Consider the following 15793-nt stretch of genomic DNA (forward strand, 5'->3'; position numbering starts at 1 on the left):
TTGAAATTATATTGAAAATTGCATTAAAATTAGCTAATTTAAACTAATAAGTTCTAAAGGATTGATATGAAAATTCTTTTGTGTTACTTCAAAAGTTAAATCATTTTTTATCCTACCCACTACCGCACCTTTTTTTACATTTTTACCGACTTTGATATTAGGTGCTATCTTATCTAAGTGTGCATAAATAGTATGAATTCCATTATCATGTTCGACTATCACAACTCTTGCTAGCATACTTGTATCTTTGGCAAAAACTATCTTTCCATCTAAAACACTTTTCACTACAGCATCGGCTTTATTGCTTCTTAAAACAACATTTTCATTGAAAATTTTAATATTATAAACAGGATCGATATAATTTCCAAATTTTTGTTTTACGGTAAACGATTCTAAAGGGGCTATAGTTTTTTTACCTGTATAACGCTTAGTAGAGCTTCCTTGGTAGCTAGATCCAATTTGGCGAATTTTTTGAGTATTATTGACAATTTTGCTATCGCTGGCAGTTTTTTGACTTTGTTTTTTATCCTCTTGCTTGCTTTCTATAATTTTTAATTGATTTAAGGTTTTTCTTAATTCATCTTGCTGATCTTGCAAATTCTCAAGTTTTTTAGCATAAATTGCCCGATCGGTTTTTTGTTTTTTAATCTCACTGACTTGCTTTTGTCTTAAATTTTGAAGTTTTGCTAATTGGGTATTGTAATCTTTTAAATCTTCATTAATTTTTTTAATTTGTTCTTGCTTATCATCGATTAATTTACTTATATCTTCATAATCCTTAGAAAGTTTAAAAATTTCATCTTGCAAAATTTTATCCAAGCCACCCAAAACCTCAAAAGCCATAAAACTTTCCTTGCTTTCAACATAACCTTGCGGTATAGGCAAATCATAGGCAAAATCCTTAGCCATCAAGGCTATAAGTTTGCCTTCCATATTGGCTTTATTTTTCAAAAGATCTGTGTTTTGACTTGTGAGTAAATTTAAGTCTTTATTTTGTGCCTTGGCTCGAGCTTCAAGCTTGAGAGTTTGAGAATTAAGAGTTTCAATTTGAGCACTTAACTCTTTCAAGCTCTTTTCTCCACTTAATATATCATTGGCTAAATCTTCAAGCTTTTTATTTACCTGCTCTTGAATGCGTTTATTTTCTTCTAAATTCTTAGTTTTTTCACTAATGGCATTAGCATGCATTTCATTGGACAATAAAAAAAAACAAAGAAAAATTAGAATTTTTCTCATTTTTTCACCCTAAACATCACCGAATTTACACAGAATAAACATATAAACAAAGTCACTAAAAAAATCACGCCCAAATGCACGATAAAATTAATAGGAGGCAAGATAATATCAACCGCTTTTAGGCTATCTTGGACTATAGAAAGATTATAAATTTGTGTAAAAAATACAAATAAAATAATAAAAGCAATAAAACAATCCAAAACCACAATCTTATATAGCATAAAAGATCTAAACCAAAAAGGCGCACCAAACAAACACATAATCTCTACGCGTTCAGTGTGTTCAAAAAGCCAAATTCTCATTTGTTTTAAAAACAAAACAAAAGAAAGCAAGATAATGATAAATAAAAACAACCAAAATACAAATTTCATCAAAACAAGCAAAGAATAAACCTTATCATGCGTTTTAGCAAAAGTCTCGACCTTACTAATACTTGGTATGCTTAAAAGCTGGTTTTTAATGGTATTAAGCTCATTTTGTGTAGGCAAATAATCAAGCTTGATGCTATAAAATTTAGGTAAAGAATCTCGTAAAACTTTTAAATTTTTATCAGAAATATCGTTTTTTAAACGATCTATCAAATCTTTAGGATCTAATGGCTCCAAACTAGAAAAGGAAGAAAGTTTGGTTTTGATAACATTCTTATCAAGCTCAGCAGAGCTTGCAACGATGATATTATAGTCCTTATTGACAAGCTCTTCATAATGTCTTAAAGTAGCATTTGTAAGTAAAATAAACTCAAAAGCAAACATCATAAAAAGCAAAGGCAAAATCAAAGATAAGTGGGTTTTAAAAAATTTCATTCATATTTCCATTTTCTATATTAAAACGACGATAATTCAGTCTTAAATTGCTCGGAATTCTATGCGTAACCACTACAACACAAGTACCTAAAAGCTCTCTAGCTGATTTTAAAAGTGTCCAAATGATATCTGAAGAATACTCATCTAAATTTCCTGTAGGCTCATCGCAAAGCAAAAGCTTAGGATTGTGTGCTAAAGCTCTAGCCATAGCTACTCTTTGTTGCTCTCCTCCGCTTAGTTGATTGGGCAATTTATCCGCTTTAAATGTCAAATTTACATGCTTTAAAAGCTTACTTGCTTGATCATGACAAACTTTTTTACTATAACCTTTAATCATAAGAGGAAGCATCACATTTTTTTCTACGCTGTATTCTTGTATAAGTCTATAATCTTGAAAAATAATACCAATTTGCTGACGCAATTTTAAAAGCTCTGAATTTCCAATCTTTCGCATGAAAGATCCACATACTTCAAGCTGCCCTGAAAGGAGTTCTAAGTCCCCGTAAAAAGATTTTAAAAGAGTGCTTTTTCCACTTCCACTTTTACCTGTAATAAAAACAAAATCATCATCTTTAAAAGTGAAACTGGCTTCTTTAATAACCAATTCATCATAACCTAAAGAAAGTTTATGCGCTTGAATTAAATTTGACATCCCATCCTCTTTGAATTTCAAAATTCGTAAATTATGCTTTATTTTTGCTTAATTTTCAAGAAAATGTTTCATATTAAAGTGAAATTTAACACTTTTCTTAAGCTCTTTTATAGCTTTTAAATTTTCTTGTATCTTAAAAGGCTCTTTAAAAACAAAACTAATCGCCTCTCCTATATGTAAATAACAATGCTCAGGCTTATTAAAAGCACCAAAAGCTATTTTTAATAATAAACTTTCCCCTTGCTTATAAATATTTTCAAAATGCAAAAAGAAATCCTCTTTTTTTAAAGTAAAATTTTCAAAATTTTTCTCTAAAAGCATCAGATCATTTTTACTTAAATGTATATCTGAAAAATCAAATTCTTCTGATAAAACATTCTTTTCTTCTTTATCTAAATTCCACACCCAAAGATCATAAATATCTTTTTCTTGTCTTTTCCATCTATCTTCGTATTTGCTAGAAATTTCTAAATTTTCATTTTTTCTAATGCTAAATTGCGGTGATGAGAATTCTAAAAATTCCTTAAAAGTAAAGTCAAAATACTCATAACTATCCGTTCTAAGCTCAAAAACCCCTTGGGTTGTAAGCACTCTTGCACATTCTTTGCAAAATGCTTTAGAAACAACACGGCGATGAGGCTTTTTATCCCAAGGAACTGGGAAATGTAGGAAAATTTTTTCTATAGAATCAGACCGAAGAACACTCAACAAAAGTCTAGCATCACTTTGAACTAATAAGATATTATCAATACCTTGAGCGCGTGCAAGCTTGGCTACCTGCGTGATGGCTGGATTATAAATTTCTATCCCAAGGATTAAAATTTGAGGGTTGTTTTTAGCTTGGTAAAGAAAATGTCTTCCTGAACCAAAACCAATTTCGATGTAAATTTTTCCCTCAAGTCTTTCTAAAACTTCTTCAAAATCATTAGCAATCAAAGGAGTTTTTTCGGCTAAAGCATTATTTTTTATACCAAAAGCCTCGCTGATAACATCCTCGCAAAAATATTGCTTAAAAATATATAAAGCCTTATGTAAATAGGCTATTTTAGAAGGTTTGGTATGCTTATCTACCTTAACTACAAATTCATTTTCTCCTTTTTTAATCTGTAGAAAAAAGCTTTCTTCCTCGACCCTTGTGTAGATTAAATTCACATTATCATTATGTGCCATCCACACAAATTCTATCCCATCTTTTTCAAAGGGTAGAATGATTTCTTTAAGTTTTCTAGTTTTAAAATTTGGCACTATTGCTTCGCCTTAACTTTCTTTGAAGGCTCTGAACGAAGACCAACAGAATCAATCGCTATCACTTCATAGCTATATTCTACACCCGGTAAAGCTTTAATATCTTTTAATCTTTTTTCTTTTACACCCTTAAAAATAGCATTTTGATCACCGCCATAGCGTCTAACTTCGTATTCAACCGCTCTTGAGTCATTATCCACCCATTCTAAATCAATACCATCACTCGTACTTTGAGCCAAAATAATACTAGGAGAAGATGGAATTCCTAAAGTTTTACCCTCTACCCCATCTTTAGGCATAGGACTTTCAAGCTCGTCTATATCTACCATGGTTACTTTATAGTATTTACTCTTTGCAGCACCTTCAACTATATCTTCATAAGAATTTTGCTCGGTTTTAGCCAAAAGAGTGTAAGGAAGAAAACTTGAACTTGTAGAATAAACTTTATAATACGAAAAATCTTTGTATTTAGGAGCGTCCCATGTCAAAACTACTTTATTGGCTCCATCTAAGCTCGCATTTAAATGCTCAACTTGAGGAGGTAAGGCCTTGCTTGTAGAATTTAAAATAGAACTTGGCTGGCTTTGCACCCCATCAAATCCAACAGCAATAATTCTATAATTAAAACTCTCCTCCGGTTTTAAATCCTCATCTATAAATTCAGCATTCAAGCGATTTTTCACCTCGGCAATTTTTTTAAATTCTTGTCCATCTGCCTTAGCTCTTTCTATGATATAAGAAGCAACTCTTGGATCTGGATGTGGACGCCAAATCAATTTAATTCGGCTTGGTAGATTGGTGATAGCTTGTGCAAAAGGAATAGCCTCTAATCTTGGCATAGTTTTTACTTCAATCACCTTTCCATCTTCTGAAATATGACCTTGATCATTAAAACTTCTCATCATATAGTAATATTTTGTATTTGGCTCAAGCTTAACATCTACATAATGGGTTTGAAATTTATTTTTAATCGTTCCTACAAGTTTAAATTCAGGATTTGCATCATTTGAGCGATATAAATAAAATCCTTTGATATTATCATCATATAAAGGATCCCATTCAAACGCTATATTGCTAATATCACTAAGACTTTTAAGATTGTTAATCTTTGGCAAGCTTTCATTGACTAAAAGTTCTTTATTTGAACCTATATTAGAAAGTTGCGAAACACTGCAAGCACTAAATAAAAGAGTCAAAGCACCCAAGCAAAGACTCAAGTGAAATTTTTTCATTAAGCTCTCCTAAAATAAATTTTTTTTCTAAAATTTGTTTAAAATCGTCCATTAATGGAGCTTGGATAAATATTTTTTCTCCATTTCTAGGATGAATGAAATACAAAAAATACGCATGCAGCATAATCCTACACTCGTATTTCCCCCTATAGCCATATAATTCATCTCCTAAAATATGACGATTTATGCTAGCTAAATGTGCTCTAATTTGATGCGTTCTACCCGTAAAAAGCTTAGCCCCAATAAGACTCACTTCCTCGCTTTTTGCCAAGTTAACAAAAGCACTTTTAGCCTCCTTAGAACCCTTAACAAAGCTATTTGTAACTATTTTTTTAATAGCATTAGCACTGGATCGAATCAAAGCTTTATCTATGATAATTTTATCCTCTTTTAGTGGCAAATCAATTAACGCAAGATAAATTCTTCCCATAGTTTTATCACTAAGCTGCTCACTAAGCTTTTGATGAGTAAAATTATTTTTTGCTATCAATATAGCTCCGCTTGTTTCCTTATCAAGCCTATGAACAAGCCCTGCGCGCACTTCTCCGCCTAAGGTAGAAAGGGTGTATTGTTTTTCTATAAGCCAATCCACCAAAGTCGCACTCCTAACACTTTTTGCTCCATGAACAACCAAATTTGAAGGTTTATTTAAAACCAACAAATCCTCATCTTCGTATAAAATTTCTATATCAAAATCTATATCAAATTTAGGCTTAGCTTCCTCTACAAGTGGCAAATTTAAAACAAGTTTATCTCCGACTTTTAACTTGAATGAATTTTTATTTTGAATTTTATCATTAACCCAAACGCAGTTTTTTTCTATCATCGAGGCTATTTGATTGCGACTTTGCTGAAGATTTTTAGCTAAAAAAATATCGAGCCTTGAAGGTTCATCAACCAAAAAAGTTTGCATTTTTTCCTTATAAAATTTTATATAATTTAGAGTTTTATTTTATAATTATATTTTAATACTACAAATTGAAGGCAAATTTTGTTTATACCTGATAGAAGAATTTTAACACATTTTGATTATATGCAACCTATTTTGTTTGTACCTATTATTTTAATTTCGTTTTTTTTAATCTTTGAAGCCAATGCTTTTTTAGCCGAAAAACAATTTGTCTATGCCTGTGTAGGAATTGCCGCATTTAGCGTATTCTTTTTATTGCCTATTCGCAAACTGATGTGGCTTATACCCATAGCTTATTGGGTCAATATCTTTTTGCTTTTAAGTACAGATATTTTTGGTGTTGAAAAGTTGGGTGCTAAAAGATGGCTTGAAATTCCTTTTACTCATTTTACCATCCAGCCCTCTGAAATTTTTAAACCTAGTTTTATTTTAATGCTTGCTTATCTCATCTATCAAGATCCACCGCCTAAAAATGGCTATAAACTAAAACAATTTCTAAAGCTTAGTTTTTTTATCATTTTGCCTTTTTTATTGATCGCTCAAGAGCCTGATTTAGGAAGTGCTATGGTGCTTTTAATCGTAGGTTTTGGTGTGCTTTTTATCATGGGTGTGCATTATAAAATTTGGCTTAGTATCATCATCGCCATCGGTATAAGCTCTCCCATCATTTATACGCATTTGTTAAAGCCCTACCAAAAACAAAGAATTCATGATTTTATCTCCGAAAAACCAAGCTATCAAGTCGCACAATCCATGATAGCCATAGGCAATGGCGGCCTTATAGGAAAATCTCAAGATGAAGCTACACAAACGCATTTTAACTTTTTGCCTATCTCTACAAGTGATTTTATCTTTGCATATCTTATAGAAAGATTTGGCTTTTTGGGGGGATTTGTATTGATTTTACTTTATACTCTACTCATCTTTCATTTACTAAGCTTAAATCAAAAGCTTAAGGATGATTATTTTGCTAGAGTTGCTATAAACTGCGTAGCATTGTTTATTTTTATTTATGCTGCGGTAAATATTTCGATGACTATAGGGTTTGCGCCTGTTGTTGGTATCCCTTTGCCTTTTTTTAGCTATGGTGGAAGTTCTTTTACGATTTTTATGATTTTCTTTGGAATTTTACAGCATTTGATTACCTTTAGATACTTTTGGGTAGACAATAAAAATAAATAAAATAATTTTAAGCAAAAATAAGATATAATTTTATCTTTAAAAATTAAGGCGGATTTATAGCTCAGTTGGTTAGAGCAACCGGCTCATAACCGGTTGGTCGCAGGTTCGAGTCCTGCTAAATCCACCATTACTTTAATTATTTCATATATAATCCAAAAACAAATCAAACTTATTCAATTAACAAATAATATTTTAAACAAATACTTTACTTATTTAACACTCCAAATCTAAAGTAGAATTTAATCTCTTTTTTTAAAAATTCTTTATGATAAAAATTTAATGATACATAACAACAATTAAAACTTCAATATAAAGTTTTCTAAAACAAAGCCACACTCATTGCAAAACTTAAACAAAACCCTGATGAAAAATTGCAGACTGTAAAAACCACTCAAAAAATCAAAATCACTTATTATAGATTAAAATAATATATCTACTCATTACTTAGCAATCAAAGAATAATGCAACAGGTAAAAATGGATAAATTTATAAAAGATGCAGGTTATATTAAAAAAACTTGAAGTAAATCAAACTCAGACGCTCTTAAATAGAAATAAAATAATGCTAAAATATTTTGTTTCTATATCAAATCAAGGAGAAGAGCAATGAAACATTTTATTTTTAGTGGGTTAATTGGTTGAGGCGCTTTGGCTTTTTTAGCAGGTTGTGGAGATGAAGCAAAAACAAGCGATTATTATAAAGCACACTTAGATGAGGCTAAAGCTAGAGTTGCAGAATGTAAAAAAATGGAGAAAATGAATGAAACTCAACAAAGGGATTGTTCTAATGCAAAATGGGCAGTTGAAATGCAAACCGACAATCGTGTTCCTTACGGAATTGGAAAAAATGAAAATTACAACAAAGACGCTCTTAAATGGAAATAAACTAGCGATTATTTTTTTAATTTTTCTTGCTCCAAATTTAGCTTTTGGGGTTGAAAGTGCAGAAGGCGTTTTAAGCATAATACACAATGGGCTTTTATCTTGAATGCCTCTTATTAAAACCGCTTGTTTATGGGTATTTTGGACTTTAGTTATTATTGATTTAGTTTAGACTTTTGACTTTGTTCTCTTTCTAAATTTCTTTATGGCAAATTAAGCTCGACCTATAGAGTTAATCCCTACTCCTGAAATTCAACACTCTCAAATCGTGGCTTATCCACAAAACAAGATTTTTCTTTTAAAAATAAAACCTCGACAACCCCTACAGGACCATTTCTATTTTTGCCGACTAAAATTTCAGCATTTTCTTGCATAGGATTAGGAATGAAATTTCTTTGATAAGGCTTGCCTTCGGCTTTCGCTTTATTTTCACGCTCTTTTTCATCTTGTTCCCTATAAACCTCATCACGATATACAAACAAAATCGTATCCGCATCCTGCTCTATAGCCCCACTTTCACGTAAATCACTCATCATAGGACGCTTGTTTGCACGCTGTTCTAAAGAACGATTGAGCTGTGAAAGCGCGATGATAGGCATATCAAGCTCCCTTGCTAAAAGCTTAAGCCCTCTTGAAATTTCGCTGACTTGCAAATGTCTATCATTAAAATTAGAATTACTCATCATAAGCCCTATATAGTCGATCACGCAAAGCCCTATACTTTCTTCTTGAGCCTTTAAGCGCCTTAAAATCGCTCTTACATCTGTAATAGTCGCATAACCACTATCATAGATAAATAATTTCTTTTTAGAATAATAATTGCAAGCATCGCCAATGCGTTCCCATTCGTTATCATTTAAATCCGCAGTCAAGATTTTTTGCAAAGGAATGGAAGTTTTTGCCGAAAGCATTCTTTGCATGATTTGAGCAGCAGGCATTTCAAGCGAAAACATCACCACTCCTTTATCCTGTCTTAAAACCTTTTCTATAAAATTTAAGCACAAAGTTGTTTTTCCCATACCTGGGCGCGCTGCGATGATGATAAGCTCCCCACCTTTAAAACCCTTAGTCATAGTATTTAGATCTTCAAATCCTGTATCAAGTCCTATCACGGATTTGTTTTCAAGGCTTTTTTGTTTTTTAAATTCTTCCAAAAGCTCGCTTAAGACTATTTCTATATCTTTGATATCGTTGGTGTTTACACGATTGGTGATGTTAAAAATTTCCTTGCCGATTTCATCAGAAATTTCACTGACTGCGCGATTATCATTGATCCTTGTTGGCAAAAGATGGGCAAAGCTTAAAAGCTGTCTTTTAATCGACTTTTCGCGAAGTTCATTGACATAAGCGGGAAGATCTATTATCGAAGGAGTTGCGATAATCTCGGTTAAAATTTGCTCGTCTATTTTTTTATGCTTTTTTAAAAAGCTAATCGATATAGGCTCTCCAGCATTCACGCAAGCAATAATAGCTTTAAAAACATCCTGATGAGCTTTAAGACTAAAATCCTTAGGTTCTATATCTCCTGCTATACTAGAATAAGCATCCTCACTCATAATACAACTACTTAAGATTGCACGTTCTAAATCCAAATCAAAATGCTCTTGCTGCACCTATTTTCCTTTTTTGAGTAAAATTTATTGAAAGATTTTATCTAAAAGAATCTAAAAATTCACATAAGCTTTTTATAAAAAATTAAAGTAATATTAGTTACAATAAAATTTCTAATTATAAAAACTATCAAGGAGTTTATCTTGAAAAAAACCTTATTTTCTTTTGCTTTGGCCTCTTTATTTGTAAGTCAAGCTTCATCCATAGAATTTCAAAGTGGTCTTAGCGGAAATTTAAGCCTAGGAGTAGGTGTAAGAGATGTTAAGAGCAATATCTCACCTCTAGCAAATAGTGACTATCTAAGCGGATACAATGCCGATAATTCTGATACAGCTGCTATCCCTTTTATAGGTCTTGAGCTTTATTATGGCAATTTAATCGATAATGATAGAGTATTTCTTAAAAACTACAACGGAAGGGATTTAAGCGGTATTGCTTTGGGTTATGAAAGAGCTTATTTAGAACGCTTTAGCACTTCTTTTTCTTTCATTTCATCTTTAAGAGAAAAAGCTTATGCTAATCCTTATTTTATAGGCAATCGTGAAGAAACCGATGTAAGTAAATACGGCTTTAGAATTTCACAACTTTATGAAAGTGATTTTGGAAAATTCAACGCTTCTTATGTTTTTGCAAAAAATAAATTAGATAAAGAAAGTATAGAATTTGCTTCTCTTAAACGAGAGGGAAATTATCATGAGTTAGAATTAAGCTATAATTATTCTTTATTAAATTTAGGCTTAAACTATGATTATAATGATGCCGATGGAAAGGCTCAAAGCTACTCAAGATATGGCTTTAAAATAGGAACACATCTGGTTTTTGCAAGAAATTATATCCTAACTCCAAGCCTAAGCTTAAATCAATACAAAGCAGATGGCACCGATCCTATTTTTAACCAAAAACAAGATGGTAGCATTACAAAATTCAATCTCAAGCTCGTAAAAAATCAATTCTTAGGCTATAACTCACTTTATGGTTTTACAAATTATGGCTTAGAAAAAAGAAATAGCGATATAGATTTTTACGATGAAACATATCACATCTTACTTACAGGTGTAGGATATAAATTCTAAAATCAATCCAAAGAAACTATCCTTATAAAAACGATAGTTTCTTAAAGACTTTTCTAACAAAAATACAAGCTAAAACCAAAACACAAAATTCAGCAAAAAATGGACTAAGCCACACTCCTTTTAAGCCCATGATAGAAGATAAAATCAAAAGAAAACATAAAGGAATAAAAAGATTTTGACTCAAGCTTAAAATCAAAGAAAAACTCGCTTTATTGCTCGCTGTTAAAAAAGAACCACTTAAAACATTAAACCACGCAAAAAGATAATTAAAAGAAAACAACATCAAAGCCATATAAGCAAAAATGATAAATTCTTGATCATTTTCTTGAGTAAATAATCCTACTAAATCCTTACCCAAAACAAATATCATTGCAACAGACAATAAAGATAAAATCGCACCTGCAAAAAACATTACCTTTAAAATATCTTTAATCCTTGAAAAATCTTTTTTAGCATAATTATAACTTAATGCAGGTTGCATCGCATCACCCATAGCGATAATAAGCATAATGATAAAATTATCAATATACGAAACGATAGAAAAAGCGGCAACTGCTTGAGTGCCTGAAATTTTTAACAAAACTAAATTAGCAAATATACCATATAAAGAACCCGAGATATTGCCAAAAAATTCACTGCTTCCATTATAAACTATGTTTTTAAAAATCTTCATATTCATATACAAACTTGAAAATTTAAGCTCTAAATTCTGAAATAAAAAAGGAAAAATTCCAAAAATACCGCCTAGCATAAGCCCCAAGCAAGTCGCAAGAGCTGCTGAAAACAAGCCCCAACCCAACACAACGATGAAAATATAATCAAGCACTATATTACTCAATGCTATAATCACATTCATTGTCATACTATAAGTTGTTTTTCCGCAAATTCTAAGATAATTATCCAAAGCAAAAGAACACATAGTAAAGGGGGCGAACAAAGCAAATACAAGCATACACTCTTTTGCCATTGATTTGATATCTTCATTTACATCTAAAAAATCGATCAAAACAGGACTTAAAAGATATTCTAAAATACCTACCAAGCATGAAATAAGGAAGATAATTAACATACTAGAACTAAAGATTTTTCTAGCTAAATGTTTCTTCCCAAGTCCTAAATGCATAGAAATTTGCACAGCTGAACCAATGGCTATCATATCAGCCAAAGCAAAAGATATCATAATAAAAGGAATAATCAAGGCCAAAGCTGCTAAAGCGTCATTTCCTAGATATTTTCCAACAAAAATTCCATCAACAATATAATAAAAAGAAATAAATGCCATGCTTATTACATTAGGCACAGCACATTTAACAAAAAGCCTAAAAGGGCTTAAGGTGCTAAAAATATTTGACATAAAAAATCCTTTAAAATATTTAACAATACAAATATCTTAAAAGGAGCTAATAGAGTGTTTGAAGTCCTAGTATGTAGAAAGCTAAGCGATAGGTTTCTATCGGTATGATTTTTTTATTGTTTTTATCTTGTGTTTGCATGATAATATTTAAAAATTAAAATATAATAAAGAAATTATAATATTGAAAGTTTAATAAGTCAAATTCAGCCCAAGGGCCAAATTTGATTAAATTACGGCAAGTATCTTTACAGCGTCATTTAAGCCTGTTACTATGCTTGCGCCATTTTTAGTTGCGATATCCCCTGCTACGAAAATACCTTTTACATTGCTTTGTTTATTTTCATCCATTAAAGGAACTCCTTTATCATCGACATTGATTCCGCATTTTTGTAAAAAATCAAGAGGAGTAGAACCACCGATAGCATAAATGATTCTATCATAAGTCTCGTTGCTGCCATCGTTAAATTTCACCTTAGCTTTACCATTATCATCCTCAAGTTCTTCTATATCTATACCGAGTTTTAATTCTACTTTGCCTGAATTTCCAGCTTCGTGAATATCTTTAAGATTGATATCGTTTAATCTTGTAAATTCTTTCTTGCGATAACAAAGGCTTACTTTATTAGAATTAGCTAAATCTACTGCGTACTCTGCAGCTGAATTTCCGCCTCCTACAACAAGGATTTTTTCATCACCTAAAACAGAATTAGCATTGAAATTAATAATCTTTGTTAAAGTTATAGGAAGTTTATAATCAGGCTTATTAGGCTTACCCATTCTACCTATAGCTACGATGATATTTTTACACTCATAAACACCCTTGCCTGTACTTACTAAAAATACTCCATTTTCATTTTTCACACTCTCTACCTCAGAGCCAAACTCAACTTCTATTTTATGCTCATTTAAAGCATTTTGAAAAGTCTCTATAGTGCTTTCTTTGGTTCCATCTTGAAAAGGAACATGTCCGTGATTTGTGCCTTCACAACCCTTATAAGCCATATCAACCCTTTTGCCATCTTTATAAAACTGCATCAAAGTTTGACAAATATTGTTTGATTTTTCTAATACCAAAACTTCTTTATTTTTAAGCTTAGCTTCAACCGCACAACCAATTCCTGTCGGCCCTGCACCTACTACAATTAAATCTACTTTTTTCATTCAAATTTACCTTTCAATTCTAAATTTTTTTGTATAATTTATCAAGTTTTTTGTAAATAAAGGATTAAAAATGCGAAATTTACTTGAAAATATTAAGAAAAATTCTCAAAAACTGCTCAATTTAACTCCCAAGGATAAAGAAAATATTATATTGAAATTAGCTTGTGCTTTAAGAGAGAATTTTAAAATCATATTAGAAGCCAATGAAAAAGACATGACAAATTTTACCAAAAGCGGAGCAATGCGAGATAGACTTTTACTAGATAAAAAACGCATTTTTTCTCTTTGTGATGCTTTGGAAAAGATTGCTTATTTAGAAGATCCTATAGGTAAAATTTCTAAAGGCTGGGTTAATTATGCGGGCTTAAAGATAGAAAAAATCAGCATTCCTATAGGATTAATCAGTGTGATTTATGAAGCAAGACCAAGCCTAAGTGCTGAAATCATCGCTTTAATGATAAAAAGCTCCAATGCTTGCGTACTTAAAGGAGGCAGTGAGGCAAAATTTACAAATTCGGCCATATTTGATCTTGTTTATAAAGTGTTAGAAAAGTTTAATTTGCAAGATTGTTTTGCTATGTTTTATGAAAGAAATGAAATCATGCAAATTTTAGCTTTTGATGATTTGGTTGATGTGATCATCCCTCGTGGAAGTTCAAACATGATACAAGAAATTGCTAGTCATACAAAAATTCCACTCATTAAACAAGATAAAGGCTTATGTCATGCTTTTGTGGATGAGAGTGCAAATTTAAATATGGCTTTAGAAATCATCCTTAATGCAAAATGCCAAAGAGTAAGCGTTTGTAATGCTCTAGAAACCCTTTTAATCCATGAAAAAATTGCTAAAGATTTTATAAAGCTTTTAATCCCTGAATTTGAAAAATTTAAGGTAAAAATTCACGCACATGAAAATATCTTAGAACATTTTAAAAACTCAAAATTAGAAATTTCAAAGGCTGATGAAAGCACTTTTGATACAGAATGGCTTGATTATGCTATCAGTATAAAATCGGTAAAAGATTGTGATGAGGCTATAGAGCATATCAACCAACACAGCTCTTTACACTCTGAAACCATAATCTCAAACAATGCTTTAAACATAGGCAAATTTCAACGCCTTCTACGCTCATCTTGTATTTATGTCAATGCCTCGACTCGTTTTAGTGATGGGGGTGAATTTGGCTTTGGTGGAGAGGTAGGAATTTCCACAAGCAAACTTCATGCAAGAGGTCCTATGGGAGTTGAAGATATTTGCACCTATAAATACTTAATCAGTGGAGAAGGACAGATAAGAAAATGAGTAAAAGAAAAATTTTAAAACAACAATGTAAAGAAATCATACAACTTAATCCAACCGAAAGAGTTTGGCAAATGCCTTTTTTCTTTGCCTTAGCAGTTGGATTTGCGCTTAGTATTGCTGCATATTATGATCGTATGGACTTAGGATTAATTGCTATAATAGGAATCATGGCTTTTGTTTATACAACCAATACACCTATGTATCATAGAATGGCTGTTACAATGTGCTGCTCTTTTGGTTTGTGTTTGTCTTTTTTAATAGGACTTTGCACGCATTTTTTTCCTGCATTCTCTCCGCTTGTAGTTGGCTTAGTAGCTATGGCTAGCTCTATTTTGATACGCTATTATAATATAGGCGCGCAGGATATTTTTTCTTCGTTTTTTCCTGTTTACTAGCTTCATTTTTTCCTTTTCCGCCAAAAGATTATATTTTTCTAGTGGGACTAATCTGTATAGGCGGTATCATTGCTAATATAACTGCTTTTTTATACTCTGTATCTGTCATTTATATTTTTAAAAATTCTCCACCCAAACCCGTTTTAAAAAATGGAAATTTAGGTTTTGATGTTATCTTTGTGGATTCTATAATTATTGCTTTTTTTGTTGGCTTTGCTGTGTTTTTAGGAACATTTTTAGAACTTGATCGAAGTTATTGGGTCGCAGTTAGCACAACGGTTATCTTACAAGGGACTAATTTAAATTCAGTTTGGATAAAACAACTTCAACGCATTCTTGGAACAACAGTTGGAATTTTATTTGCATGGTGGCTTTTAAGAATTAAATTCACTCCTTTAGAATTTATCTTTTTAATGATGTTTTTAGCCTTTATAATTGAATTTTTAGTAGTTAGAAACTATGCCTTAGCTGTCATTTTTCTTACACCTTATGTGACCTATCTGGCCGAGGCGGCTTCTTTTGGAAACTTAAGTGTTGATATGTTAATACACGCTCGCTTACAAGATATTATCATAGGCAGTCTTTTAGGACTTTTAGGAGGTTTTGTTATTCATAGGGCTTATTTAAGAAAATATTTTAAATACATTGCAAAATACATTTTTAGAGTAAAATTGACAAGTAAATAATTCTTTAAATTCAGCTTTTAAGCTTGCATGCATTAAAAGCTGAAATAATATATTTTAAAATCTTACATA

At 31.5% G+C, this 15793-nt stretch carries 13 protein-coding genes, 1 tRNA gene and 1 pseudogene; 6 read left to right on the plus strand and 9 right to left on the minus strand.

Going from position 1 to position 15793, the window contains the following annotated elements; all coding sequences use genetic code 11:
- Positions 1-33: 33 nt before the first annotated feature.
- The 6 genes from FOC43_RS04605 to FOC43_RS04630 are packed head-to-tail and all read right to left on the minus strand — an operon-like array spanning position 34 to position 6081.
- Positions 34-1236: a murein hydrolase activator EnvC family protein gene (locus tag FOC43_RS04605; protein ID WP_002786036.1), complete on the minus strand. Its 1203-nt coding sequence runs from the start codon at positions 1234-1236 to the stop codon at positions 34-36.
- Positions 1233-2039, minus strand: coding sequence for an FtsX-like permease family protein (locus FOC43_RS04610; RefSeq protein ID WP_002776224.1), 807 nt, complete (start codon positions 2037-2039; stop codon positions 1233-1235). The genes FOC43_RS04605 and FOC43_RS04610 overlap by 4 nt, the downstream gene beginning before the upstream one ends.
- On the minus strand, positions 2026-2691 hold the full coding sequence (locus tag FOC43_RS04615) for a cell division ATP-binding protein FtsE (protein WP_002776215.1): 666 nt from the start codon (positions 2689-2691) through the stop codon (positions 2026-2028). The genes FOC43_RS04610 and FOC43_RS04615 overlap by 14 nt, the downstream gene beginning before the upstream one ends.
- A gap of 48 nt (positions 2692-2739) precedes the next feature.
- Complete coding sequence (trmB, locus tag FOC43_RS04620) at positions 2740-3936, minus strand: tRNA (guanosine(46)-N7)-methyltransferase TrmB (protein WP_002790045.1); 1197 nt, start codon at positions 3934-3936, stop codon at positions 2740-2742.
- Positions 3936-5168: a fibronectin type III domain-containing protein gene (locus tag FOC43_RS04625; RefSeq protein ID WP_002776206.1), complete on the minus strand. Its 1233-nt coding sequence runs from the start codon at positions 5166-5168 to the stop codon at positions 3936-3938. The genes trmB and FOC43_RS04625 overlap by 1 nt, the downstream gene beginning before the upstream one ends.
- The gene (locus FOC43_RS04630; protein WP_002776205.1) at positions 5116-6081 is read right to left on the minus strand and encodes an RluA family pseudouridine synthase; all 966 of its coding nucleotides are present in this window, start codon (positions 6079-6081) and stop codon (positions 5116-5118) included. Before FOC43_RS04630 ends, FOC43_RS04625 begins: the two co-directional genes overlap by 53 nt.
- A gap of 78 nt (positions 6082-6159) precedes the next feature.
- On the opposite strand from FOC43_RS04630, the gene FOC43_RS04635 reads away from it, so the two are divergent.
- The 3 genes from FOC43_RS04635 to FOC43_RS04645 all read left to right on the plus strand — a co-directional run bounded on the left by FOC43_RS04635 (position 6160) and on the right by FOC43_RS04645 (position 8144).
- The gene (locus FOC43_RS04635) at positions 6160-7260 is read left to right on the plus strand and encodes an FtsW/RodA/SpoVE family cell cycle protein (protein WP_002780911.1); all 1101 of its coding nucleotides are present in this window, start codon (positions 6160-6162) and stop codon (positions 7258-7260) included.
- 50 nt (positions 7261-7310) lie between these two features.
- Positions 7311-7387: transfer RNA gene (locus FOC43_RS04640), tRNA-Ile, on the plus strand.
- 520 nt (positions 7388-7907) lie between these two features.
- Entirely contained in the window at positions 7908-8144 is a 237-nt protein-coding gene (locus FOC43_RS04645; protein WP_002776203.1) for an EexN family lipoprotein, read from the plus strand.
- Between the two features lie 236 nt (positions 8145-8380).
- Here FOC43_RS04645 and FOC43_RS04655 read toward each other — a convergent pair whose 3' ends face one another.
- Positions 8381-9754, minus strand: coding sequence for a replicative DNA helicase (locus tag FOC43_RS04655; RefSeq protein ID WP_002780905.1), 1374 nt, complete (start codon positions 9752-9754; stop codon positions 8381-8383).
- A 141-nt stretch (positions 9755-9895) separates the two neighbouring features.
- On the opposite strand from FOC43_RS04655, the gene FOC43_RS04660 reads away from it, so the two are divergent.
- Positions 9896-10825: a DUF2860 family protein gene (locus FOC43_RS04660; RefSeq protein ID WP_002776199.1), complete on the plus strand. Its 930-nt coding sequence runs from the start codon at positions 9896-9898 to the stop codon at positions 10823-10825.
- 22 nt (positions 10826-10847) lie between these two features.
- Here FOC43_RS04660 and FOC43_RS04665 read toward each other — a convergent pair whose 3' ends face one another.
- Entirely contained in the window at positions 10848-12179 is a 1332-nt protein-coding gene (locus FOC43_RS04665; RefSeq protein ID WP_002780904.1) for an MATE family efflux transporter, read from the minus strand.
- A 225-nt stretch (positions 12180-12404) separates the two neighbouring features.
- Positions 12405-13340, minus strand: a complete 936-nt coding sequence (locus tag FOC43_RS04670) for an NAD(P)-binding domain-containing protein (protein ID WP_002776196.1) — start codon at positions 13338-13340, stop codon at positions 12405-12407.
- 70 nt (positions 13341-13410) lie between these two features.
- Between FOC43_RS04670 and FOC43_RS04675 the strand changes: the two genes are divergently transcribed.
- Both FOC43_RS04675 and FOC43_RS04680 read left to right on the plus strand, forming a co-directional pair.
- Positions 13411-14643: a glutamate-5-semialdehyde dehydrogenase gene (locus tag FOC43_RS04675; RefSeq protein WP_002776194.1), complete on the plus strand. Its 1233-nt coding sequence runs from the start codon at positions 13411-13413 to the stop codon at positions 14641-14643.
- Positions 14640-15724: pseudogene (locus FOC43_RS04680) on the plus strand (FUSC family protein). Before FOC43_RS04675 ends, FOC43_RS04680 begins: the two are co-directional and overlap by 4 nt.
- Positions 15725-15793 lie beyond the last annotated feature (69 nt).

Origin of the sequence: Campylobacter coli (assembly GCF_009730395.1) — a bacterium.
Taxonomy (GTDB): Bacteria; Campylobacterota; Campylobacteria; order Campylobacterales; family Campylobacteraceae; genus Campylobacter_D; species Campylobacter_D coli.